This window comes from Oceanobacillus aidingensis, from assembly GCF_042654105.1.
Lineage (GTDB): Bacteria > Bacillota > Bacilli > Bacillales > Amphibacillaceae > Oceanobacillus > Oceanobacillus oncorhynchi.
Genome location: NZ_JBHSFT010000050.1, coordinates 76,874 through 99,949, shown reverse-complemented (window position 1 = coordinate 99,949; position 23,076 = coordinate 76,874). Strand labels below are relative to the sequence as shown.

The 23,076-nt window shown below is 39.8% G+C and carries 22 protein-coding genes; all 22 read right to left on the bottom strand.

What is annotated here, in order from left to right:
- Positions 1–12 precede the first annotated feature (12 nt).
- The 22 genes from ACFO3P_RS21445 to flhB all read right to left on the bottom strand — a co-directional run bounded on the left by ACFO3P_RS21445 (position 13) and on the right by flhB (position 23,075).
- The gene (locus ACFO3P_RS21445) at positions 13–312 is read right to left on the bottom strand and encodes a YlxQ family RNA-binding protein (protein ID WP_042534974.1); all 300 of its coding nucleotides are present in this window, start codon (positions 310–312) and stop codon (positions 13–15) included.
- A 1-nt stretch (position 313) separates the two neighbouring features.
- Positions 314–583: an RNase P modulator RnpM gene (gene rnpM / locus ACFO3P_RS21440; RefSeq protein ID WP_042534976.1), complete on the bottom strand. Its 270-nt coding sequence runs from the start codon at positions 581–583 to the stop codon at positions 314–316.
- Positions 584–597: 14 nt separating this feature from the next.
- Entirely contained in the window at positions 598–1,701 is a 1,104-nt protein-coding gene (gene nusA, locus ACFO3P_RS21435) for a transcription termination factor NusA (protein ID WP_042534979.1), read from the bottom strand.
- A 42-nt stretch (positions 1,702–1,743) separates the two neighbouring features.
- The gene (rimP, locus tag ACFO3P_RS21430; RefSeq protein ID WP_042534981.1) at positions 1,744–2,235 is read right to left on the bottom strand and encodes a ribosome maturation factor RimP; all 492 of its coding nucleotides are present in this window, start codon (positions 2,233–2,235) and stop codon (positions 1,744–1,746) included.
- Positions 2,236–2,501: 266 nt separating this feature from the next.
- A complete protein-coding gene (locus ACFO3P_RS21425) occupies positions 2,502–6,791 on the bottom strand; it encodes a PolC-type DNA polymerase III (protein ID WP_289584569.1) in 4,290 nt (1,429 codons plus the stop codon).
- A 369-nt stretch (positions 6,792–7,160) separates the two neighbouring features.
- Entirely contained in the window at positions 7,161–8,435 is a 1,275-nt protein-coding gene (gene rseP / locus ACFO3P_RS21420) for an RIP metalloprotease RseP (protein ID WP_289584568.1), read from the bottom strand.
- 270 nt (positions 8,436–8,705) lie between these two features.
- A complete protein-coding gene (locus tag ACFO3P_RS21415) occupies positions 8,706–9,494 on the bottom strand; it encodes a phosphatidate cytidylyltransferase (RefSeq protein ID WP_042534988.1) in 789 nt (262 codons plus the stop codon).
- Positions 9,495–9,509: 15 nt separating this feature from the next.
- On the bottom strand, positions 9,510–10,268 hold the full coding sequence (locus tag ACFO3P_RS21410) for an isoprenyl transferase (RefSeq protein ID WP_193064980.1): 759 nt from the start codon (positions 10,266–10,268) through the stop codon (positions 9,510–9,512).
- A 382-nt stretch (positions 10,269–10,650) separates the two neighbouring features.
- Entirely contained in the window at positions 10,651–11,208 is a 558-nt protein-coding gene (frr, locus tag ACFO3P_RS21405) for a ribosome recycling factor (RefSeq protein WP_042534992.1), read from the bottom strand.
- A 2-nt stretch (positions 11,209–11,210) separates the two neighbouring features.
- Positions 11,211–11,933, bottom strand: a complete 723-nt coding sequence (gene pyrH, locus ACFO3P_RS21400) for a UMP kinase (RefSeq protein ID WP_042534993.1) — start codon at positions 11,931–11,933, stop codon at positions 11,211–11,213.
- A 147-nt stretch (positions 11,934–12,080) separates the two neighbouring features.
- Complete coding sequence (gene tsf / locus ACFO3P_RS21395; protein ID WP_042534994.1) at positions 12,081–12,965, bottom strand: translation elongation factor Ts; 885 nt, start codon at positions 12,963–12,965, stop codon at positions 12,081–12,083.
- A 105-nt stretch (positions 12,966–13,070) separates the two neighbouring features.
- Positions 13,071–13,829 carry a 30S ribosomal protein S2 gene (gene rpsB / locus ACFO3P_RS21390; protein ID WP_042534995.1) on the bottom strand — a complete coding sequence of 253 codons (759 nt, stop codon included), beginning with the start codon at positions 13,827–13,829 and terminating at the stop codon, positions 13,071–13,073.
- A gap of 177 nt (positions 13,830–14,006) precedes the next feature.
- Complete coding sequence (locus ACFO3P_RS21385; protein WP_042534996.1) at positions 14,007–14,474, bottom strand: DUF6115 domain-containing protein; 468 nt, start codon at positions 14,472–14,474, stop codon at positions 14,007–14,009.
- Between the two features lie 27 nt (positions 14,475–14,501).
- A complete protein-coding gene (locus ACFO3P_RS21380) occupies positions 14,502–15,278 on the bottom strand; it encodes a FliA/WhiG family RNA polymerase sigma factor (RefSeq protein WP_256704841.1) in 777 nt (258 codons plus the stop codon).
- Between the two features lie 24 nt (positions 15,279–15,302).
- Positions 15,303–15,794, bottom strand: coding sequence for a chemotaxis protein CheD (locus tag ACFO3P_RS21375; RefSeq protein WP_193064976.1), 492 nt, complete (start codon positions 15,792–15,794; stop codon positions 15,303–15,305).
- 1 nt (position 15,795) lies between these two features.
- A complete protein-coding gene (locus tag ACFO3P_RS21370) occupies positions 15,796–16,434 on the bottom strand; it encodes a chemotaxis protein CheC (RefSeq protein ID WP_042534999.1) in 639 nt (212 codons plus the stop codon).
- Positions 16,431–16,910 carry a chemotaxis protein CheW gene (locus tag ACFO3P_RS21365; RefSeq protein WP_042535000.1) on the bottom strand — a complete coding sequence of 160 codons (480 nt, stop codon included), beginning with the start codon at positions 16,908–16,910 and terminating at the stop codon, positions 16,431–16,433. The genes ACFO3P_RS21370 and ACFO3P_RS21365 overlap by 4 nt, the downstream gene beginning before the upstream one ends.
- Before the next feature lie 26 nt (positions 16,911–16,936).
- A complete protein-coding gene (locus tag ACFO3P_RS21360) occupies positions 16,937–18,004 on the bottom strand; it encodes a protein-glutamate methylesterase/protein-glutamine glutaminase (RefSeq protein WP_193064975.1) in 1,068 nt (355 codons plus the stop codon).
- Positions 18,005–18,008: 4 nt separating this feature from the next.
- A complete protein-coding gene (locus ACFO3P_RS21355) occupies positions 18,009–18,860 on the bottom strand; it encodes a MinD/ParA family protein (protein ID WP_212928512.1) in 852 nt (283 codons plus the stop codon).
- Positions 18,857–19,945, bottom strand: a complete 1,089-nt coding sequence (flhF, locus tag ACFO3P_RS21350; RefSeq protein ID WP_193064973.1) for a flagellar biosynthesis protein FlhF — start codon at positions 19,943–19,945, stop codon at positions 18,857–18,859. Before flhF ends, ACFO3P_RS21355 begins: the two co-directional genes overlap by 4 nt.
- Positions 19,942–21,975 (bottom strand): flagellar biosynthesis protein FlhA, encoded by a 2,034-nt coding sequence (flhA, locus tag ACFO3P_RS21345; RefSeq protein ID WP_193064972.1) that lies wholly within the window; start codon positions 21,973–21,975, stop codon positions 19,942–19,944. The genes flhF and flhA overlap by 4 nt, the downstream gene beginning before the upstream one ends.
- Before the next feature lie 20 nt (positions 21,976–21,995).
- Positions 21,996–23,075, bottom strand: a complete 1,080-nt coding sequence (gene flhB / locus ACFO3P_RS21340) for a flagellar biosynthesis protein FlhB (RefSeq protein ID WP_289584567.1) — start codon at positions 23,073–23,075, stop codon at positions 21,996–21,998.
- Position 23,076 lies beyond the last annotated feature (1 nt).

The following is a 23,076-nucleotide window of genomic DNA, read 5'->3' as shown; positions in this document are numbered from 1 at the left end:
CCCCGGATTTATTTATCCAACTAGAGTAAGAAGTTTTTTTGCAAAGCCTGAATCTAGTATTGCTATAGCTACTCGCTGTTCTTTCCCGATTGCCTGCGATAAGATATCCCGGTTATCAACAAGTCGATACGGAACATTGTACGAGGTACATTTATCCGAAAGTTTCTTTTTGGTTTGCGGTCCAATATCTTCTGCCAATAAAACAAGCTTTGCACGACCTTTACGAATATCCTTTAAAATAGTGTCTTCTCCTGTTGAGCATTTCCCTGCCCGGACAGCGAGACCAATGATGTTCAAATAATTAGGATTCATGTCATTCTCCCTCTACTAAAGCTTCTAACTCATCGTAGATTGTTGGACTTACTTCTGCGTTCAAGATTTTGTTAAGCGCATTGGTTTTCCGAGCCTGTTCTATCACAGACTTATTCTTGGAAAGGTAAGCTCCTCGTCCGTTTTTCTTGCCAGTTTCGTCAACGAACACTTCCCCTTCTTTATTCCGGACAATGCGGATCAATTCTTTTTTAGGCTTCATTTCATTTGTCATAACACATTTTCTCTCTGGTATCTTTTTCTTCTTAGCCAAGTTAAAATACCTCCTTATTCAAACAAATCTTCATCGTTGTCAGAATAAGCTTCTTCTATTTCTGCATCATCCAGCAAACCTTCTGCTCTTGCATCCGTTTCACTTTTGATATCTATTTTCCAGCCTGTAAGTTTAGCGGCTAAACGTGCATTTTGTCCTCTTTTACCGATTGCCAGAGACAGTTGATAATCTGGAACAACAACCGTCGTTGCTTTTTCTTCCTCATCAACAAATACTTTCAATACTTTAGAAGGACTTAATGCGTTCGATACATAAACGACAGGATCCTCAGACCACTCTACAATATCGATTTTTTCACCTTTTAATTCTGTTACGATGGCTTGCACACGCTGTCCTTTTTGTCCCACACAAGATCCCACCGGATCAATTTCCGGGTCTGGTGCATGTACAGAAATTTTAGAGCGGTCGCCAGCTTCACGGGAAACAGATTTAATTTCAACAATTCCATCATAAATTTCAGGAACTTCCATTTCAAATAACCGCTTTAACAAACCAGGGTGTGACCGGGAAATATAGATTTGCGGCCCCTTGCTTGTATTCTCGACCTTTGTCACGTAAACCTTCAGCCGGTCATGAATATGGTATTCTTCTGTAGGCATCTGTTCTGCCTCTGCCAGCTTGGCTTCAATTTTGCCAAGGTTCACATAGACAAAACGTGAATCTTTACGCTGAATAATTCCAGTCATGACATCTTCTTCTCTATCAATATACTCCGAGAAGATAACGCCTCGTTCTGCTTCACGCACTCGCTGGGTGACTACTTGTTTAGCAGCCTGGGCAGCAATACGTCCAAAATCTTTCGGTGTTACTTCCACTTCAATCACATCATCTACATCATAATTCGGATTAATACTTTTTGCTTCATCAAGAGATATTTCCAGCTGCGAGTCTTCTACATTTTCGACAATTGTTTTTCTTGCGTAAACAGCCATCTTTCCAGTAGTTTCATTCAACTCTACCCGAACATTCGATGCGGACTTAAAATTCTTTTTATAAGCAGAAATAAGCGCTGCTTCCAAAGCCTCCATCAATATATCCTTGTCTATCCCTTTTTCTTTTGCTAAATGATCAATCGCATCAAACAACTGCGTGCTCACTTTTTCTTTTCCCCCTTTTGGATGTTGTTCTCGTACTCTTCATTAAAACAAGACTGCCAGTCTTGCTTTTGCTACCTTATCATAAGGTATTTCTACGATTTTCTTTCTCGTTTTTATTTTGTATTCAATAGAAAGGGTATCGTTCTCTACATTTTGTAAAATGCCTTCATACGTTTTTTCACCATCAATTTTTTCATATAACTTCACAAAAACATTGTTTCCAATATTCTTTTTAAAGTCATCCAGTGTTTTTAACGGTTTTTCAACTCCCGGGGAAGATACTTCAAGAAAATAAGCTTCTTTTATCGGGTCAGCTTTATCCAGTTTTTCACTTAACTGTTCAGAGACCTCACCGCATTCTACAATGTCAATACCACCTTCTTTATCAATATAAACACGTAGAAACCAGTTTTTCCCTTCTTTCACATACTCGATATCAACTAATTCTAAATTTTTCTCTTCTAAAATCGGATGAACTAATTCGGTTGTTATCTCAATTATCTTGGAACTCAAGTGTAAACCTCCTTTAACCATGTCCTCACGCCTTCAATCAATATAAAACCCCTGCCTAAAATACGGCGGGGGAAGCAGAGAGTCTTGTTTAGGCGAGGTATGAATAAAGAGTGGGTGTGCACCCACTCTTTACATTCGTACGTATCGAACATTCTAAACAAAAATAGTATAGCATATTCTATACCCCTTTGCAAACCTCCAAATCAATACTACAGCGCTTTTTACCCTCAACTAACTTCTTTTAGTTTCTCCAAAAACAAACGGATTTATGCGTATGTCTTTCACATTTAGAATAAGGAAAGCTGGTTTTTTTCTTCCATACCTTCTAAGCATCCGTGTGTATCTAAATATTCCAGCACGGTTTTGGAAATTTTACTTCTTTCTCTTAAATCTTCTTTAGAAAGAAATTCTCCTTCTTCACGGGCCTTCACAATATTTAATGCCGCATTGGTGCCTAAGCCGTCCACAGCATTGAAAGGAGGAAGCAGCGAATCACCGTCAACGATAAATTCGGTTGCGCTTGATTTATATAAATCTACCTTTTTTAAAGATAAGCCGCGTTCACACATTTCTAATGAAAGCTCAAGCACAGTCAATAAGTTCTTCTCTTTTGGCGATGCATCATTGCCCTTATAATTAATCTCTTCCATACGTTTACGGATAGCATCCGAACCTTTAATCATCGTATCTAACTCAAAATCATCCGCACGAACGGTGAAATATGCCGCATAGAAAAGAATCGGGTGATGCACTTTGAAATAAGCGATTCGTACAGCCATTAAAACATAAGCTGCCGCATGGGCTTTCGGGAACATGTATTTGATTTTCTTACAAGATTCAATATACCAGTCAGGTACATTGTTTTTCTTCATTTCCTCAATCCATTCATCCTTCAACCCTTTACCTTTACGGACAAACTCCATGATATTAAATGCCAAGGAAGGCTCTAAGCCTTTATGCATTAAATAGACCATAATATCATCACGGCAGCCGATAACATCTGGAAGCTTACACGTGCCGTTATTAATCAGCTCCTGTGCATTGCCAAGCCACACGTCGGTACCGTGGGACAGACCTGATATAATTAACAGTTCTGCAAAGGTATTTGGCTTCGTATCCTCAAGCATCTGCCGCACAAATTTTGTACCAAATTCAGGTACTCCCAGCGTGCCAGTTTTACACTGGATTTGCTCTGGAGTAACTCCTAAAGACTCTGTTCCGCCAAAGATTTTCATCACTTCTTCATCATCGGTCGGAATGGTTTTAGGATCAATTCCGCTTAAATCCTGCAGCATGCGGATAACAGTCGGATCATCGTGTCCAAGTATATCCAGCTTCAGCAGATTATCATGAATCGAGTGGAAATCAAAATGTGTTGTCCGCCATTCACTGTTCCGGTCATCCGCCGGGAACTGTATCGGTGTAAAATCATAAATTTCCTTATCATCGGGAACAACAATAATTCCCCCGGGGTGCTGTCCGGTTGTTCTTTTCACCCCGGTACAGCCTTGTACAAGACGGTCAATCTCTGCATTTTTATAAACAAGCTGATGATCGGAAGCATAGCCTTTTACATAACCATAGGCAGTTTTTTCAGCTACAGTTCCAATTGTTCCAGCCCGGTACACACTATCTATACCAAACAGTTCTTTCGTATAGTTATGGGCACGCGGCTGATAATCTCCGGAGAAGTTCAAGTCAATATCCGGAACCTTATCTCCTTTAAAGCCTAAGAACGTTTCAAAAGGAATATCCTGTCCATCCTTTACAAGTGCAGCACCGCACTCTGGACAATTTTTATCTTCCAGGTCAAAACCGCTCGCTACAGATCCGTCTGTAAAGAACTCAGAGTGCTTACAGCTTGGACAGACATAATGCGGCGGAAGCGGGTTAACCTCTGTAATTTCGGTCATCGTAGCAACAAAGGAGGATCCGACTGAGCCCCGTGAACCTACAAGGTAGCCATCATCCAAGGATTTTTTAACCAGTTTATGGGAAATCAAATAAATTACCGCGAATCCGTTTCCGATAATACTTTCTAATTCTGTCTCCAACCGTTTGGTAACAATTTCCGGTATCGGCTCGCCATATACTTTTTTCGCCATATCATAGCATAAATCACGCATTTCCTGTTCCGCGCCTTCGATATTCGGCGTAAACAAGCCATCCTGAATAGGAGAGATATCCTCAATACTGTCAGCTAACTGCTGCGTATTTTGAACCACAATTTCTTTTGCTTTTTCTTTTCCTAAAAAGGAGAAAGCACCAAGCATTTCACCTGTCGTCCGGAATGGTGTATCCGGCAGTGTCTGCCTGTTTAATGGATTACCAGCCTGCGATGCAATCAGGATTTGCCGGTACTGCTTATCAATATCTTGCAAATAATGCACATTCCCGGTCGCAGTTACTAATTTCCCCATGCGTTCCCCAAGATTGACAAGCTTTCGTAATATATCTACTATCTGTGCTTCGTTCTGCACTAAATCTTTATCTACCAAATGGACATAGTTTTTAGGTGGCTGCACTTCAATATAATCATAAAACTCAGCAACCTGCTCCGCCTCTTCCTCGGATTTTTGCATCATCGTTTCAAAGACTTCTCCTCTGTCACAAGCTGTCCCGATCAAGAGACCTTTACGGTATTTTTTCAAAATAGACCGTGGCAGTCTCGGCTCACGATAGAAATAATCAATATGCGCATGGGATACAATTTTATATAGATTTTTTAAGCCTTCCTGCGTCTGCGCTATAATCGTACAGTGAAAAGGTCTGGAGCGCTGATAAGCATTGTTTTCTCCCATATGATTATTTAAGTCCTGATGATTGGTGATTTCTCTTTCCATTAATTTCTGGACCAGGTTCCACAATAAATAGCCTGTAGCTTCCGCATCATAAATGGCACGGTGGTGCTGTGTCAATTCAATTCCTAAATGCTTACATAATGTATTTAAACGATGATTTTTAAGCTCTGTAATTAAAAACCTTGCTAATTCTAGTGTATCGATGACTGGGTTGGCTGCTTTTTCATAGCCAATCCGTTTAAATCCTTGATTTAAGAAGCCCATATCAAAGCTTGCATTATGCGCTACTAAAATATCTTCTCCCATCCAGGCATGAAAATCTTTTAAGACATCGCCGACTTCAGGAGCATCCTTAACCATATCATCCGTAATCCCCGTTAAATTCGTCGTTGTCTCAGACAGCGGATGATGCGGATTAGCAAACGATTCAAATCGGTCAATGATTTCACCATCATGTACCTTTACCGCGGCTAATTCGATGATCGTATCGTACACAGCAGAAAGCCCTGTTGTTTCCACGTCAAATACAATATAGTTTGCATCTTTTAATAAACGGTCACTCTCATTGTAGGCAATCGGAACGCCGTCATCGACTAAATTTGCTTCTACCCCATAAAGCACTTTAATGCCATGTTTCTTACCTGCATAGTAAGCGTCTGGGAATCCTTGTACACCAGCATGATCTGTAATTGCTACAGCTGGATGTCCCCATTTGGCAGCCTGTTCAACCAATGCGTCCGGAGAAACGACCGCATCCATTTGGCTCATTGTCGTATGTGCGTGCAGCTCAGCTCTTTTTTCATCCTCAGGCGCCTCATCTTGTTTTTCTCTTACTTGTACCTCATGAATATCCTTTGCCATCATTGCCAATTCATTAGTATACATATCCGTTTGGATGCTGCCGCGAGCTTTTACCCACATCCCTTTTTTAACAGATTGAAACTTATTGACATCCTCATCCCCTTTGGAGAACATTTTTATTTGCAGGGAATCGGTATAATCTGTTGCTTTAATAATCAAAAGGCTTCTTCCAGACCGCAGCTCTCTGATTTCTGAATCAAATACATAGCCTTGTACAGTAATCCGTCTTTCTTCTTCCAGGATTTGATTCATCTCTGCCGGATCGTCCTGAATCTTATAACCGATCGCCAGCGGCTGGCTGACAGGCGTATCCTTTTCTTTATCCCGCTTTTCTTTTTCCTGTACGGTTTTTTGGACAAGCGCCTGATCTTCCTTCGCCTTATTGTCTTGGAATGCTTGCATTTCACTTTGATCAGCATTTACTTCCAAATCAATGGAGTAAGGTCTGGAACCAATTTGATAACAGAATTGACTGAATGCTGGTTCAAGTCTTTTCTTCAAAATATTTGATTCTGCTTCATTTCTTGAAGTTAAGATTATCTTATTTTCCACAATTTGAGGCGTTTGCTGCATTACCATTTCCTGATATGCAGGTGAAATGGAAGTTGTTGCTAAAAAATGTTTCCAATATACACCAATATCTTTTTCATTACATTGCTTATTATCTGTATGTAATGTCAGCTCGACCTTCTCGGCGATGGATGAGAAGCTTTTTTGCAAAGACTGTTGGAAATATAAATATTCATCGAATGGAAGAACATCCTCTAAATGAATATAAAAATGCCATTTCTTCTCTTGCTTATAAACCTCTACTTTTTCTAAATAACTTGAAGCAAAATACGTTTGAATTGATGTGTCAGACAGCTGAATTTGCTCAAGCAGTAATCTCATTTTTTCTTGCTTGGAAATACTCATCTCTACCCCTCCAATTGTAGATAGATATTTGACTACACAGGAAGAAATTTTCTCCTATTTAGTGTGTGTTCAAAAAGTCCGGTAAACAGGACTAGCCGGCTAAGAACGCCACGTCCTGGGACTGCGGTTACTCGTTCCATCGAAAACATTTGTGCGTTGAAAGTTCAAGGCGACGAGCTTTTTACGTACGGACTTTCACAGGATGTGGTGACTTCTACGTTGCTCACAGGACGTGGGCGGTTTTAGCAGAAGTTCCTTTAATCGCAGTGTCATTTTTATTGGACTTTTCGAACCTCCTCTATTAATTAAAAACACGAAACCCTTGTCTATAAACCGACAAGGGTAACCTATTGGATTTACTATTTTATTTTACAAGAATAATCGCTGAATGTCATTCCATGTGACAACAATCATTAAGAGCATCAAGAGGGCAAACCCGACAAAATGGAAGACTCCTTCTTTTTCTGGAGCTATCGGTTTTCCTCTGACGGCTTCCAGTCCGACAAACATTAAACGGCCGCCATCTAATGCTGGCAGAGGAACTAAATTAATAATTCCTAAATTAATACTCAACATCGCTGTCCACATTAAAAAGTTTGTAAAGCCAGATTGAACAACCTGATCTGTCGCATCATAAATTCCTACGGGTCCTGATAGCACATCAATGGAAAGCTGGCCCGTAACTAACATGACCAAATTGTTAAGTATAAGCTTCGACGTTTCATAAGTTGTCTCAAATCCAAATGCTAATGTTCCAAGGATATTTTTTTCATAAGCCGGAGTTACACCGATTTGTCCGATATGAATTGGGTCCCCTTTATCGTCCACGGTCTCCACTTCAGCTGGGACAACCGTCAATTCTTCCTCTGTGTCACCTCTGGATATAACCAAATCTAATTCCTCATCCGGGTTTTCACGGACAATATCCGTAAACTGATCCCATGTTGAGACAGATTGGTCTCCTATTTGTGTAATAACATCATTTTCCTGCAGCCCCGCTTCTTCTGCCGGGCTTTCCGGTTGAACCTCACCCATTTGTGCTTCCTCTACCGGAACGCCTTGAATCATCCCCATAAGCAGGAAGATAAAGATAGCAAGGACAAAGTTCATCATTGGACCGGCAAAAAGCTGCATGGCACGCTGTCCGACCGTTTTAGATGCAAATTGTCTATCGAAAGGAGCAATCTGTGTTTCCTGCTCATCCACGATAAACATCGCTTTCGGATCGACATCGAAATGTAGCTTTGTCTCTTCGTCATCCAATTCATAGCCTTCGATATACAGCTTATGATCAAGGTCGACCTTCTCTACTTCAATCGTGCGGGCATTTGGATGCTTTGATTTGTTATTTACAATAATTTTAGATACTTTTCCATCTCTGTTAAAATCAAGCGCAATATGATGCCCTGGTTTTAACTCCACAATTTCCGGGTCATCTCCAGCAACACGGACATATCCGCCCGCCGGAATTAACCGGATTGTATAAAGTGTCTCATTTTTTGTGAATGACAATATTTTGGGCCCGAAGCCAATTGCAAATTCACGGACAAGCATGCCCGCTCTTTTTGCAAAAATCAGGTGGCCCCACTCATGGATGGAAACGAGCAAACCAAACATCAATATAAACGCAATAACCGTTGTCATGACAGCACCTTCCTTTTTTATAAAGGTAGAAAGAGGTTGTTAGGGAGTATTTAACCATTTGATTCTCCGCAACAAGTTCACATAACAATCATTTATTTCTCATTCATATAGTAAGGAACTATACATGTATGTGCCGGGACAAGAATAACGTATATGCTAACTTGTCCGATAATGTAATTTTGTTATGTATTAGCCAAAAGAAAGCTCTTCACCTAGTATATTCAATAAGTCAGCTTACTTTACCAATTCTACAATATTCGCTTCTATTTGTTAAAAAAAGTGAATAAAATGCAGTAATGGAAAAACAAAAAGCATGCTGTCAAAGCGATCTAAAATGCCGCCGTGTCCAGGAAGAATATTCCCGGAATCCTTTACATGATACACACGTTTAAAGGCAGATTCAACCAAATCACCGATTTGTCCAAAGGCAGAAGCTATCATCGTAACAATAATCAATGTCAACCAGGATTGCTCAAATGGTGCTATCAGGTGAAAAATCACAGCTACAACTACAGCTACAAAAATACCTCCCAGCGCGCCTTCAACGGTCTTTTTCGGGCTGATAGTCGGCCATAATTTATGTTTTCCCAGTTTGCGTCCAAATAAATAGGCTCCTGTATCCGTTGCCCAAATAATGCAAAATGCAAATAAAATATTTCTCAGCGCATTTTCTCCATCTCTAGTCTGCAGCAAATAAAAGAATCCTAAACCAACATAAAACGCCGCAAGAACAACAAAGCCCACCTGATCAAAAGTAAACTCATTTTTTACAAGCACGGTATACGCCAATAAAACAAAAATAAAGATAGAAATCAATTCATACTTCGTCAGCCATTCAATATCAGCCAGTAATTCATTAGGCAGTAAAATAACCCACGTCAGTAAAGCTGATAAAACATACGGAAAAAAATTCTTATCAGGATGGCGCATCCGCATTAATTCAACTATCCCAATCGTCGCTAGCAAATAGACAAAAATAGTAAATGGCAAACCGCCAATAATAATAATCGGCACAAATACAAGCAGAGCTATAATTGCTGTTATCGTTCGTTGCTTCATTAAATCATCATCACCTTATATACCTCCATATCGTCTTTTCCGATGCTGATATGCAAGTAATGCTTCATAGAATGTTTCTTCTGTAAACTCCGGCCATAGTTTATCTGTAAACCAAAACTCTGTATACGCCATTTGCCAAAGCATAAAATTACTTAAACGGCATTCGCCGCCAGTACGTATTAACAGGTCCGGGTCAGAGACACCTGTTGTATATAAATATTTTGAAAAGGTTTCTTCATCTAAGCTGCTCATATCGATATCATCTTCTTTTACTTCCGTTACGATTTGCTTGACTGCTTTTAAAATCTCGTATCGGCCGCCGTAATTAAGGGCAAAGTTTAAAATAAGACCATCATTATGCTTTGTTTTTTCTTTTGCATAGTTTACTGCTTCCTGTGTGTGGCTCGGCAATGCCTGAAAATCGCCTATCGTTTGGATACGAACATTATTTTCCATTAAGCTTGGTAAATATACATGCAAAAACTCTTTTGGAAGTTTTAAAATATATTCCACTTCTTGTTTTGGCCGTTTCCAGTTTTCTGTTGAAAAAGTATAAAGCGTTAAAACCTTCACATTTGCTTTCACAGCGGTTTTAACGATTTTATTCACCGTAGATACACCCTCTTTATGACCAGCAAACCTGGGTAATCCCCGTTTTTGTGCCCATCTGCCATTCCCATCCATGATAATAGCAACATGATTGGGAGCATTCTCTTCAGAAAGTGAATCCGATTCTTTTGGTTGTTTTGATAAAAAAGGAATTTTAATAGACATTTTCCGTCCCCCGAATGGTTGTTTGTTCATAACCCTCTTCATCTTTTTTCGAAGAACAAGGGATGAAAGGCATGACCATGCCAATAAATAATATGACTGTATTTCGTTTAACATGTATGAAATCGACTGTTTTTTTAAATATGATAACATGACACATTTAGAAAAGGATTTTCCGTTAACCGCGACATACAGCGGATGCGGAAGTCTTTTTTATCCACTCATATATAAGTGCATGATAGCCAGTAACATTAATACAAAAACCCCCTTTAATAAGAGGGCTTAATGGCATCTTACTACGTTAGCAGAAAACTGTCACCTTTAAACAAAATATATTTTGCCAGGGTTTGTGCTGTTAAGATAGATAGAAGGCATGTATCCCCTATCACACTTCCATAATTTCATTTTCTTTGGTTTTTGCTAAATCTTCAATTTGCTTAATATACGCGTCTGTTGTTTCTTGAACATCGTCTTGAAATGCTCTTAAATCGTCTTCTGTCATATCACCATTTTTTTCAGCTTTTTTAAGCTGGTCATTTGCCTGGCGGCGAAGATTTCTAATTTGTACACGAGCTTCTTCTGCATATTTCCCTACTACTTTAACCAAGTCTTTTCTTCTTTCTTGGGTAAGAGCAGGAATATTGATGCGGATGATGTTTCCATCATTTGATGGAGAAAGTCCCAAGTCCGCTTTTTGAATTGCTTTATCAATATCACCAATTGCTGACTTATCGTATGGAGTAACGGTCAGCAGTCTTGCTTCTGGAGCACCTACCTGAGCTAGTTGGTTCAGCGGTGTAGAAGCACCATAATAATCAACATAAACCGTATCTAATAGACTTGGATTGGCACGTCCAGCACGAACAGAGGCTAGATTTCTTGAGAAAGCTTGAACAGCCTGTTCCATTTTTTCCTTCGTATCTTTTATCACTGATTCTGACATGTTTAGTTCCCCCTTATCGTTGTTCCGATATTTTCACCTTGCACAACTCGTTTAATATTACCTTCTTCCATAATAGAGAAGACAATCAGCGGCAGGTCATTATCCATACATAATGAAGAAGCGGTAGAATCCATTACACCTAATCCTTCATTTAACATTTCTAAATAAGTGAGTGAATCATATTTCTTTGCTTCTTTGTTGATTTTAGGGTCATCTGTATAAACGCCGTCCACGTTGTTTTTAGCCATTAAAATCACTTCTGCTTCAATTTCTGCAGCCCGTAATGCAGCTGTTGTATCTGTAGAAAAATAAGGATTTCCAGTACCAGCAGCAAAAATAACAACACGCTTTTTCTCCAGATGGCGAATCGCTTTCCGCCGTATGTATGGTTCAGCAACCTGTCTCATTTCAATGGATGTCTGTACTCTGGTCTGTACACCAATCGTTTCCAGACCGTCCTGTAAAGCAAGAGAATTCATAATTGTTGCAAGCATCCCCATATAATCAGCTGAAGCTCTATCCATGCCCATTTCTGATCCTACTTTACCACGCCAGATGTTACCGCCGCCGACTACTACAGCAACCTCTACACCAAGCTCTACAATTTCTTTAACCTGTTCTGAAATGGAATGAATGATTTTAGGTGAGATTCCGTATCCTTCTTCTCCACTTAATGCCTCTCCACTTAATTTTAACACAACTCTATTATAATGTGCTGTCGTCATAATAACCTCCAGAGAAAAAATATATTTACAATATATAGCTATAAGAGGATACTCAAAAGGACGAATTAAACTTTTCAGTTTTCACTCGGCCTTTTGAAAAACCCCTACAAAGAAGGGAACAAATTAATGTCCCCTAATTTGCACAACTTATTTTTTGATTTGGCTCATTACTTCTTCCGCGAAGTTATCTTCACGTTTTTCCATTCCTTCGCCTACTTCATAGCGAATAAATGCTTTTACAGAAGCACCTTTATCTCCAACATATTTTTTCACTTTTTGGTCTGGATCTTTTACAAAGCTTTGTTCTAAAAGAACGATTTCTTCGAAGAATTTACCTAGACGGCCTTCTACCATTTTTTCAACGATGTTTTCTGGTTTTCCTTCGTTTAATGCTTGTGTTTTAAGCACTTCACGCTCGCTGTTCACTTCTTCTTCAGCAACTTCATCACGGGATACATAACGAGGGTTGATAGCTGCTACATGCATTGCAACATCTTTCGCTACTTCTTCGTCTGTTGTACCTTCTAACAATGAAAGCACGCCGATACGTCCGCCCATATGAAGGTATGCACCAAAAGCATCATTATCTGTTTTTTCTAATACAGTGAAGCGGCGAAGTGAGATTTTTTCTCCAATTTTAGAAACCACTGTAGTGATTGCTGCGTCAACTGTTTCAGAACCATCTAAAAATGGCTGTTGTAAAGCTTCTTCAACAGTTTCAGGATTATTTTTCACAATGTGTTTTCCAAGGTCAGAAAGCAATTGCTTGAACTGATCGTTCTTTGTAACGAAGTCTGTTTCACAGTTTACTTCAATAATTGCAGCTCTGTTTCCGTCTAATTCAATATGCGTTAATCCTTCTGCAGCAACACGATCCGCTTTTTTAGCAGCTTTCGCCATTCCTTTTTCACGTAGAAAATCAATTGCCTGCTCCATATCTCCATTTGTTTCTGTCAGTGCTTTTTTACAATCCATCATTCCAGCACCTGTTTTTTCACGTAATTCTTTAACCATTTTAGCAGTTACTGCCATGTTAATTCCTCCTAAAAAACGTTAATTTTTGTTATTCCTTCTTCTTTCCTGAAAAAAGGGTGATAAAAGGCTTCTATCCTCTTATCACCCTCACCTTTTAAAAGATTACTCTTGGGAAGCAGCTTCTTCAGCAACTTCTGCTTCTAATTGGTCTTGTTCAGAAACAGGTTCTTCTGTTTCTTCACCTTGTTTTACTTCTAGAATAGCATCTGCCATTTTTGAAGTAAGAAGTTTTACTGCACGGATTGCATCATCGTTTGCAGGGATTACATAATCGATTTCATCCGGATCACAGTTTGTATCAACGATTCCGATAATCGGAATGTTTAGTTTGTGTGCTTCTGCAATTGCGATACGCTCTTTACGAGGATCGATTACAAATAATGCATCTGGAAGTTTTTTCATTTCTTTGATTCCGCCTAAGAATTTAACAAGACGATCTTTTTCTTTTAATAAGTTTACTACTTCTTTTTTAGGAAGTACTTCGAAAGTACCGTCTTCTTCCATTTTCTCAATATCTTTCAAACGGTTAATACGTTTGCGGATTGTTTGGAAGTTTGTTAATGTTCCACCTAACCAGCGTTGGTTAACATAGTACATGCCTGAACGCACTGCTTCGTCACGTACAGAATCTTGAGCTTGTTTTTTTGTACCTACGAAAAGTACTGTACCGCCATTTGCTGCGATTTCCTTCACGTAGTTATATGCTTCATCCACTTTTTTAACTGTTTTTTGTAAGTCGATGATGTAGATGCCGTTACGCTCCGTAAAAATGTATTTTTTCATTTTCGGGTTCCAACGACGTGTTTGGTGACCAAAGTGTACACCAGCTTCTAGCAATTGTTTCATTGAAATTGCTGCCATAATAAATTCCTCCTAATTGGTTTTATTCCTCCGCATTTATCTTCTTTATAAGAACACTGTATATCAGCACCAACCTTATAAATCCAAATGCGTGTGATTTTTAGCTAACTAATCATAGATAGACTATTTACACCAAAGGTTACTATACCACAACCTCTCCAAGGAGGCAAGTGATTTCTACGACTTTTTTTGATGCATTTTGATAATTATTTCAGCTTCTGTTTTTCCACAGTTTAACTTTTTAGCTATATCGTCTATTGTTTCTCCGTTTGTGTGAAGCTGCAGTATTTTGGCTTCCAAGGATGTTTCTACTTCATCTTGATAAGCAGCAGGTTGAAAATCCTCTATAGGCTGCGTTTCTTTCTCTGTCATCGCAGCTCCCTCTTTCTTCTTCTCTGCAGGGGGGAAAGGAGGATACTTTTTTATGCTGTCATGCTTTACAGGACTTTTGTCAGGCTGTTTATCCTCTTCCAGAAGTCTTTGCAGCATTCTGTTCTCTTTCCTTATTTCTTCCAAAGTCTCTTTCAGTACATTTTCTGCTTGTTTATTACCATTAGCATTCTGCCTGTTCTTTAATAATAAATAAATAGCTAATATTGAAATGCCATGTAGTAAAAAGCTGATCATCCATAGTAATGTTGACATATTTTTTCCCTTCCATACATGCTCATATTAAACCTGGGTGATTTTTTGCAGCGTTGAGCGTAATTTTACAATGCTTCGCTTATGGATTTGTGAAATACGGGAAGTCGTTAATTCCAATACTTGTCCAATCTCTGTAAAGGTTAATTCCTCTTGATAAAAAAGACTGATAACAAGCTGTTCTTTTTCATTTAATGACTTGATTCCTTCTATTAATTCGTCCTTCCACTCTTCTTGGATAAGCCTTTCTTCCGGCCTGAGCTCCGGTTTATCTGATACATTGTAGCCAATACCTTCTTTCAGGTCATTCTCCTGCCCCTTTGGTTTATCTTCAATAGAAAGCATGTTGCTCAGTACCATATCCCGTAATGTTATTTCGACGTCCTGAATAGGCATTCCTGTCATTTCGGCAATATCCTCCGGCTGTGCTTCCCGTTGATTTTTTTGCTCAAAAATCTCACTTGCCTGCTCCACCTTTTTTGTTTTCTCACGAATCGAACGTGGCAGCCAATCTTCTTTTCTTAATCCATCCATGATCGAACCTTTAATTCGAAATGAGGCATATGTATCAAATTTCAAATCACGTTTCAGCTCAAATTTGTGCAATGCATCATACAGACCTAGCAAGCCATAGCTGCGGATTTCTTCACGATCCACACGATTAGGCAATTGACTTACAATTCTTTCCGTATGAAAGGAAACAAGATACATGTAGTTCTCAATGAGTAGATTTGCTGCTTCATTATCTTGACTGGTCATCCAATGCTTCCATAAAATTTGTTCTTGTGAAGGCTCTAATGAACTCACGATGACACACTCCTTTCAAATCGGTTAAATTGTAAAGACATTCTGATTACGTTTTCTGATGGAAAGCTTGGACGTTACTGGATCAAACTCAATCGTTCTCCCCAAATTACCGCCTACATCTGAGGAAACAACTTTAATATTTAATTTTCGAAGCGCGTCCTGGACTGCTTCTATATTCTTATCACCAATCCGCATAAAGCTTGTTCCTTTACCAACCTGAAACATTTGCGCTCCCCCGGCCATTTTTGCTTTCATATTTCTGGCTCCCTGTTCCTGAAGCATTTCTAACAGCTGCGGGATGGCTGTATCTGCATATTTCATCTCACTTATACTGCCGGCTTTTGCTTGGCTGGAGTCAGGCAATAAAATATGAGACAATCCAGCTATTCCACGCCTTTCATCGTATAATACCGTTCCAATACAAGAGCCAAGCCCCAGCGTTCGAATCGTATTAGGGGATCGAACAATTTTCGTATCTGCAATACCGACATTTACAATTGTTTTCGTTATACTCATCTTAAGACCATCCTAATTTGGCAAAGAGCTTTTGAAAAGATTCTGGATCAGGAATAAAAAGGAAATTCCCTCTAATCTGTTCATGGCCTCGTTCCTCTTGCCTTATTTCCGTATCAATAATAATTGCATAATCTGTTACCTGAGAAATTTCTAATAAGCCCATTGTCATAATAGCACCAGCCATATCGATTCCCAGATGTGGAACAGAAGGCTGCAGATTCATACCAGTAAAGTCAGAAAGCGCGGTAAGATACGACCCGGTCAAAATATTTCCTATTTCACTTAATGCAGACATAGCAATCTCTAATTCTATTCCATCCGTCTCTTCTGATAATCGAAATTCCGGATTATGCGTCAGCTTTTGTACCAGATACTCTGCTTCTTCAATATCAACGACAATAGCCATTACACCCGTTATTTCCCCTTCCACCTGAAACATCAATCCGACAATAGGCTGTTCCGGTCCGCCAACCAATTCAATGACTTCGTTAAAATCAGCAATCTCCACATTAGGAACCAGCATATCTATTTTATGACCCAACAGCTGTGATAAGGAGGTTGCAGCGTTTCCAGCACCTATATTCCCTATTTCTTTCAAAATATCCTTCTGAAAGCTCGTTAATTGGAAAACATCCATCATTGATCATCCAATTCTTTTGTTTTTATTTCTTCTAAATTTAATAATTTATAAATATCTAATAATACAATCAGCCGATTATCCAGATGAGCAATAGAATGGATGTATTCTTTTTTTACAGTGCCAATGGTTTCCGGAGGATTTTCCAAAAGATCAACCGGGATGTCTAGCACATCATTTGCATTGTCTATAATCAACCCAACTTGTGTCTCATCAATCTTGGTGATGATTATCTGATCTTCTTCCTTGTTATGCTCCGGCTCTTCTTCCAGCCGAATGCGCAAATCAATGACAGGAATAATCTTCCCTCTAAGATTAATCACACCTTTAATATAATTTTTTTCGTGCGGGACGCGTGTAATAGGCAAGGATGTTTCAATAGACTCTACAAAGTTCACCGGCAACCCATACTCACTGCCATTCAAATCAAAAATGATTGTTTTTTCTAATCTTTCTGGAGTTAACTGTTCTTGTGTCATGCCAATCTTTCCCTTCCGGTTATTTGTTATTTAACAAGATTGCTCAGCTGGCTAGCCATTTGATTTAATGGCACTTGATAATCAGCTAGCCCCTCATTGATAATAGACTTCGGCATTCCATATACAATAGCTGTCTCTTCTGTCTCTGCAAGTGAAACGACATGAGAATTTGCTTTTTTCAATGCTTTTAAGCCAAGCGTACCGTCATTCCCCATCCCTGTTAAGACGCAGGTTACAATCTGATAATTCTTAAGAGAACACAGAGAGCGGAATAATGTATTGACGGACGGACGATGACCATTATCCAGCGGTTGTTGATTTAATGAAATCATTAATGCCATGCCGCTGCTTTTCACTTCCATATGGTATCCGCCCGGCGCGATGTAGACCGTTCCCTTTTTCATTAATTCTCCATGTTCCGCTTCTTTAACAGTCAACCGGCTAATTTGATTTAACCGTTCTGCCAGAGACGCAGTAAATCCAGGAGGCATATGCTGTACAACAGCAACAGGAACACCAAGATCTTTCGGTAAAGCGGTAATGACTTTCTGCAGCGCTCTCGGGCCTCCAGTAGACGTTCCGATGGCAACCATTTTTTTGGAGGAAAGAGAGGGCTTCGCAGGCATTGTCAATGGCTGCTGTATACGTTCTATCGGCACATGCTGCGCTGCTCCATTTATTTTTTTATGTACTTTTACGGTTGCTGCTGTATAGACCTTGTCGCATATTTCTTTTTCTACCTTTTTTATATCTAATGAAATCGCTCCGGACGGCTTTGTAATAAAGTCAACCGCACCTGTCGAAATAGCCTGGATGGTATAATCAGCGCCTTTTCTTGTTTCACTGGACAGCATGACCACAGGAACAGGACATTCCTCCATAATCTGTTTTAAAGCTCCTAAACCATCCAGCTTCGGCATTTGGACATCCATGGTTACGACATCCGGATGCAGCTTTTTTACTTTATTTACCCCATCTTCGCCATGTACGGCAGTTCCAACTACATGAAATCTGCCATCCTCTGTTAAAATCTCAGAAATCATTTTTCTCATAAATGCAGAATCATCTACGACAAGAACATTAATTAGAGTCATTTCTTCACCCCTTCATGAAATGTTTTATCCGTTCTATGAAACTGCCAGATTTACGTACCGTTTTGTTTGTGTCATTTACGTACATTTGCAGGATCGACTCCATTGCTTTGGAAGCCTTCGTTTTCGGATATAACTTGGTATACGGTTTTTGATGCATGACAGCTTTCATTATATTTCCGTCTTCTGGAATACAACCTAATCTTCGAGCCTCTGCGTCCAGAAAGCGGCGAATAACCGTGTGGAAATTATCGAGAATATTGCTGCCCTCTGTTTTATTCCTTGAACGATTTAAAATAGTATAGATTGGCATATCCGGCTGATTAGATAATATATGCTTCACCATTCCATATGCATCCGTAATGGACGTCGGTTCAGGCGTAGTGACAATAAAACATTCATCTGCTGCCAAAATAAAAAATAATGAAGTCTCTGTCACACCAGCACCCATATCAAATAACACATAATCATATTCTCGCCATACCTTTTCCAGCCCTTGATAAAAAATAGCTTTCTTATGCTCATTAATTTCTAAGAAATCGTGCAGGCCAGAGCCTCCGGGAATATAATCTATGCCATAAGGACTTTTTACAATGGCGTCCTGAATGGAAATTTTATTATTTAAAACATCGGCAATAGAATAGTCTGTCTGCATACCAAGGAGTAAATCGATATTTCCCATTCCTACATCTAAATCAAATACCAGGATTTTATGATTCTCCTGTGCAAGTTTCATCGAAAAATTAAGTGTGAAATTTGATTTTCCTACACCGCCTTTTCCGCTGCAAACAGCAATCGTTTTTGCTGTCCTTTCAGGGGATAGCCGGTTTCGGAGCTGTTCAGCCTGGTCATAGCTCATTGTTCATCACCTATTATATAACGGCTAAGCTGATTTAAGGTTGGACTCAGCATGTCCTCGGGAACATCCTGCCCATTTGTCATATAGCCAATCCGGATGTCAGGATAATGAAATGCAGCATTCAAAATATTTCCGTATTGCTCTGTCTCATCTAATTTTGTCAAGATAAGCCCATGAACACCGATTGCTGTAAACTTTCCGTAAATATCCAGAAAATCTTTCGGTTTTGCCGTCATTGATAATACGAGATAATTTGTTACTTCTCCAGGGCTTATCCAGTCCGCCATATCTTTCAAGTAAGTTTCATCCCGATAATTTCTTCCGGCTGTATCTACTAAAATCACATCATAATCCTGCAGCTCCGCGATATACTGATGGTATTCCTGCTTGTTATACGCTACATGTACAGGTATATGAAGAATCTTTGCATATGTTTTCAGCTGCTCAACTGCTGCTATCCGGTACGTATCCAGTGTGATAAACGCAATTCTTTTATTTTCTGTCAGCTGCATGCGGGCGGCGATTTTTGCAATCGTAGTTGTTTTTCCTACACCAGTCGGGCCGACAAATTGAATCACTTTATGGTGATATGTAAAGCCTAATTGCAGCCCTTCCAAGCGCTTTTCTATTTCTTCATGGATTCTTTGCTGGAGGGCAGCAGTCTGATTCCCCCCTTCCTTGATGAGCTCCAAAGCAATATCAGGAAGAACCTCCTGCGCTGTCAGGCGGTCATATATCAGCTGTTCATCCGGCGTTAACCTGAGCTGGAGCTGTCTGTTCTGCGCTTCCAGGAGTTTATAAACCTGTTCCAGTTCTTTAGAATAAGAAACATCTGCTGCCGCTTCCGGAGTCTTCTCCTTTTGCAGTGCAGGAGCTTCTTTTTTGACAGTTGCTTTTTTAACAGGCTGAACCGGTTCCGGATCATAGCCGGCAACTACCTCTATATAATTCTTTTTAAAAAGCCCCAACATGCCGCCTGATTTAATTTGCCTGGATTGTAAAATAACTGCGTCTGTGCCAAAATCTTTCCTTACCTGCTTCATTACTTCCGGCATAGACGGCGCTTTATATTTCTTTATCTTCATGCGATATTCACCACCCCAACACTTTGTACCTCCACAGTCGGTTCTAGTTCATTGTATGATAATACAACAACTTGAGGTAAGAACCTGTCTAACAATTGTTTTAAATACATCCGCACTGCCGGCGAGCATATAATAATCGTTGTTTCTTCCTGAAGGGATACTTTTTCCGCTTCCTTATGAATCGCCTGCACAATTTCCTGCTGCTGATCCGGGTCTAACGCTAAGTAATTGCCGTGCTCTGTCTGTTGAACATGGTCAGCAATTGCTTTTTCAATCTTTCCGGATATCGTAATCACCTTCAACGCATTATCATCTTTTACAAAGCTTTTTGTGATTTGTGATGCTAACCCTTGTCTGACGTATTCTCCCAGCACATCTGTATCATTAGTCAATCTGGCAAAATCAGCTAATGTTTCAAAGATTACCGGCAGATTCCGGATAGATACACCTTCTCTTAAAAGCTTCGACAGTACTTTTTGAACATCGCCGACGGACAATGGTTCCGGGGTTACTTCCTCGACTAAAATCGGATTTGTTTCTTTTAAGTGATCAATCAGCTGTTTTGTTTCCTCTCTTCCCAAGAGCTCAAATGCATGTTTTTTAATCACTTCTGTCAGGTGAGTCGATACAACAGAAGGAGGATCAACGACCGTATAACCGGATAATTCCGCTTCGTCTTTTACATTTTCACTTATCCATTTTGCAGGCAGCCCAAATGCAGGCTCTTTTGTATCAATTCCTTCTATATCATCCTCTAAAAAGTCGGGAGCCATCGCCAAATAATGATCCAGCATTAATTCACCGCTGGCAACCTTGTCTCCTTTTATCTTTAATTGATATTCATTCGGCTGCAGCTGGATATTATCCCTGATTCTTACTACAGGTATTACGAGTCCAAGCTCAATCGCCAGCTGTCTCCGTATCATAATGACCCTGTCCAGCAAGTCTCCTCCCTGGGATGTATCCGCTAAAGGAATTAATCCATAGCCAAATTCAAATTCAATCGGATCCATATTCAAGAGGCTGACCACATTTTCCTGCTGTTTGAGAGCGGTCAATTCGGTTTCTTCTTCCTCTTCCTCAGTAACTTGTTCCGGCTCCACACTTTTCTTCTCCATCCAGTACCCGCTGAAGGCTAAAAAAGCGGCCAGAAGCGTCGTTAAGAAAAAGTTGATTGGAGTCAGACCAAGCAGAAAGATTGTTCCTGCTGCGATATATAAAAGCTTCGGAAATTGCAGCAGCTGACCTGTTACATCCGAACTTAAATTACTTCCCCGGGCAGACCTTGTAACGACAATCCCTGTTGCCGTTGAAATAAGCAAAGCAGGTATTTGACTGACCAGTCCGTCCCCAACAGTAAGACGTGTAAATAATTCAACGGACTCTGACAAAGACAAGCCCATTTGAGCCACCCCGATAATCATTCCGAAAAGTACATTGATCAGAACGATGACAATCCCGGCGATAGCATCTCCTTTAACGAATTTACTTGCCCCATCCATGGATCCATGAAAGTCGGCTTCATTTTCAATTTTTTCCCGCCGTTCTTTCGCCTGGCTCTCTGTAATTAAACCGGCATTTAAATCCGCATCGACACTCATCTGCTTCCCGGGCATCCCATCGAGGGAGAACCTGGCAGCAACTTCCGATACACGTTCTGCCCCTTTGGTAATAACAATAAAATTGATAATAACTAAAATAATAAATACAACAAACCCGACTAAAGGGTTATTTCCAATTACAAAGGAGCCGAATGTTTCTACAACTCCTCCTGCATTACCTTCCGAGAGAATGGCACGGGTTGTGGACACATTTAAAGCTAACCGAAATAATGTCAACAACAAAATCAGTGTTGGAAATACGGAAAATTGCAATGGTTCCGTGGTATTCATGGCTACTAAAATAACAACCAATGCAAGTATTATATTAATTAATATGAGAAGACTTAAAAATTCTCCAGGCAACGGGATAACCAGCATAACAATAACCAGTATAACGCCTATGAGAACCGCAATATCCCGGAATTTCATTTCCATTCTCTCCTAACTTCTTACGCTTTTTTCTCCATTTGATATACATATGCAAGAACCTCTGCTACAGGCTGAAAGTATTCTTCCGGAATAACTTCGCCGATTTCAGTTGCAGCATACAGCGCTCTTGCCAATGAACGATTCTCTACCATTTGTACATGATGTTCATTCGCAATTTCCTTGATGCGCTGTGCAATGCTGTCCGTCCCTTTCGCAATAACAAATGGTGCTTCTGCCTTTGCTTCATCATATTTAATGGCAATGGCATAGTGGGTCGGGTTGGTAATAATGACATCCGCTCCCGGAACCTCGCTCATCATTCTTCGGGTTGCTATCTGTCTTTGTTTTTCTTTCATTTTTGATTTAATTAACGGATCCCCTTCGACATTTTTATACTCGTCTTTAATGTCTTGCTTGGACATCCGAATGTTTTTTTCAAAATCGTATTTTTGGTATAAATAATCTAGCACTCCTAAAAAAATCAATAAAGCAATAGCCGAGAATGCCATGATGGTAGTAACCCGTGCAAAAAAGCCCAACGCTCCTTCAGCATCTAAAAATGCAGTCATCAGCATCTGATCTTTATTCATCCAAATGACGGTAAATGTGACCGTCCCAACCAAGGCGATCTTCAATAATGATTTCAAAAATTCCACTAATGCCCGAATAGAAAAAATCCTCTTAGCTCCCTTAATCGGGTCAATTTTTTTCAAATCGAACTTTAACGGCTCTGTTGAAAACAGAAATTTGACCTGAAGCAGATTTGCAGCTACACCGGAAATAACGGCTATCACCATAATTGGGGCAACCATTAAAACCGCTTGAAGGAACGAATCATTAAACATCATTTGAACCGAGTGATTCGTCACATCCCAATGAATGTATTCTGTAAATGATTTTCTGTAAAAGCTCGTCATATATTCCAGAATATAACCGCCAAAAACAAACAATCCGATAAAGCAGCCGAGCAGCAGGACAGCTGTATTGATATCCTGACTTTTGGCAACACGTCCTTTTTTACGTTCGTCCTGTCTTTTCTTTGGAGTTGCTTTTTCTGTTTTTTCCCCTGCAAAAAATTGTAAGTCTAATGTCAATTTCACA

What these genes read in the sequence shown, in the direction of transcription:
- tsf (WP_042534994.1), bottom strand. Translation starts at nt 12,965, where the DNA reads ATGGCAGTAACTGCTAAAATGGTTAAAGAATTACGTGAAAAAACAGGT.
- ACFO3P_RS21445 (WP_042534974.1), bottom strand. Translation starts at nt 312, where the DNA reads ATGAATCCTAATTATTTGAACATCATTGGTCTCGCTGTCCGGGCAGGG.
- rseP (WP_289584568.1), bottom strand. Translation starts at nt 8,435, where the DNA reads ATGACAACGGTTATTGCGTTTATATTGATGTTTGGTTTGCTCGTTTCC.
- ACFO3P_RS21375 (WP_193064976.1), bottom strand. Translation starts at nt 15,794, where the DNA reads ATGAGTATAACGAAAACAATTGTAAATGTCGGTATTGCAGATACGAAA.
- pyrH (WP_042534993.1), bottom strand. Translation starts at nt 11,933, where the DNA reads ATGACGACAGCACATTATAATAGAGTTGTGTTAAAATTAAGTGGAGAG.
- ACFO3P_RS21410 (WP_193064980.1), bottom strand. Translation starts at nt 10,268, where the DNA reads ATGTCTATTAAAATTCCTTTTTTATCAAAACAACCAAAAGAATCGGAT.
- ACFO3P_RS21425 (WP_289584569.1), bottom strand. Translation starts at nt 6,791, where the DNA reads ATGAGTATTTCCAAGCAAGAAAAAATGAGATTACTGCTTGAGCAAATT.
- flhA (WP_193064972.1), bottom strand. Translation starts at nt 21,975, where the DNA reads ATGAAATTCCGGGATATTGCGGTTCTCATAGGCGTTATACTGGTTATT.
- ACFO3P_RS21415 (WP_042534988.1), bottom strand. Translation starts at nt 9,494, where the DNA reads ATGAAGCAACGAACGATAACAGCAATTATAGCTCTGCTTGTATTTGTG.
- ACFO3P_RS21360 (WP_193064975.1), bottom strand. Translation starts at nt 18,004, where the DNA reads ATGACTCTAATTAATGTTCTTGTCGTAGATGATTCTGCATTTATGAGA.
- rpsB (WP_042534995.1), bottom strand. Translation starts at nt 13,829, where the DNA reads ATGGCAGCAATTTCAATGAAACAATTGCTAGAAGCTGGTGTACACTTT.
- ACFO3P_RS21355 (WP_212928512.1), bottom strand. Translation starts at nt 18,860, where the DNA reads ATGAGCTATGACCAGGCTGAACAGCTCCGAAACCGGCTATCCCCTGAA.
- frr (WP_042534992.1), bottom strand. Translation starts at nt 11,208, where the DNA reads ATGTCAGAATCAGTGATAAAAGATACGAAGGAAAAAATGGAACAGGCT.
- flhF (WP_193064973.1), bottom strand. Translation starts at nt 19,945, where the DNA reads ATGAAGATAAAGAAATATAAAGCGCCGTCTATGCCGGAAGTAATGAAG.
- ACFO3P_RS21370 (WP_042534999.1), bottom strand. Translation starts at nt 16,434, where the DNA reads ATGATGGATGTTTTCCAATTAACGAGCTTTCAGAAGGATATTTTGAAA.
- ACFO3P_RS21365 (WP_042535000.1), bottom strand. Translation starts at nt 16,910, where the DNA reads ATGACACAAGAACAGTTAACTCCAGAAAGATTAGAAAAAACAATCATT.
- ACFO3P_RS21385 (WP_042534996.1), bottom strand. Translation starts at nt 14,474, where the DNA reads ATGTCAACATTACTATGGATGATCAGCTTTTTACTACATGGCATTTCA.
- rimP (WP_042534981.1), bottom strand. Translation starts at nt 2,235, where the DNA reads ATGGTTAAAGGAGGTTTACACTTGAGTTCCAAGATAATTGAGATAACA.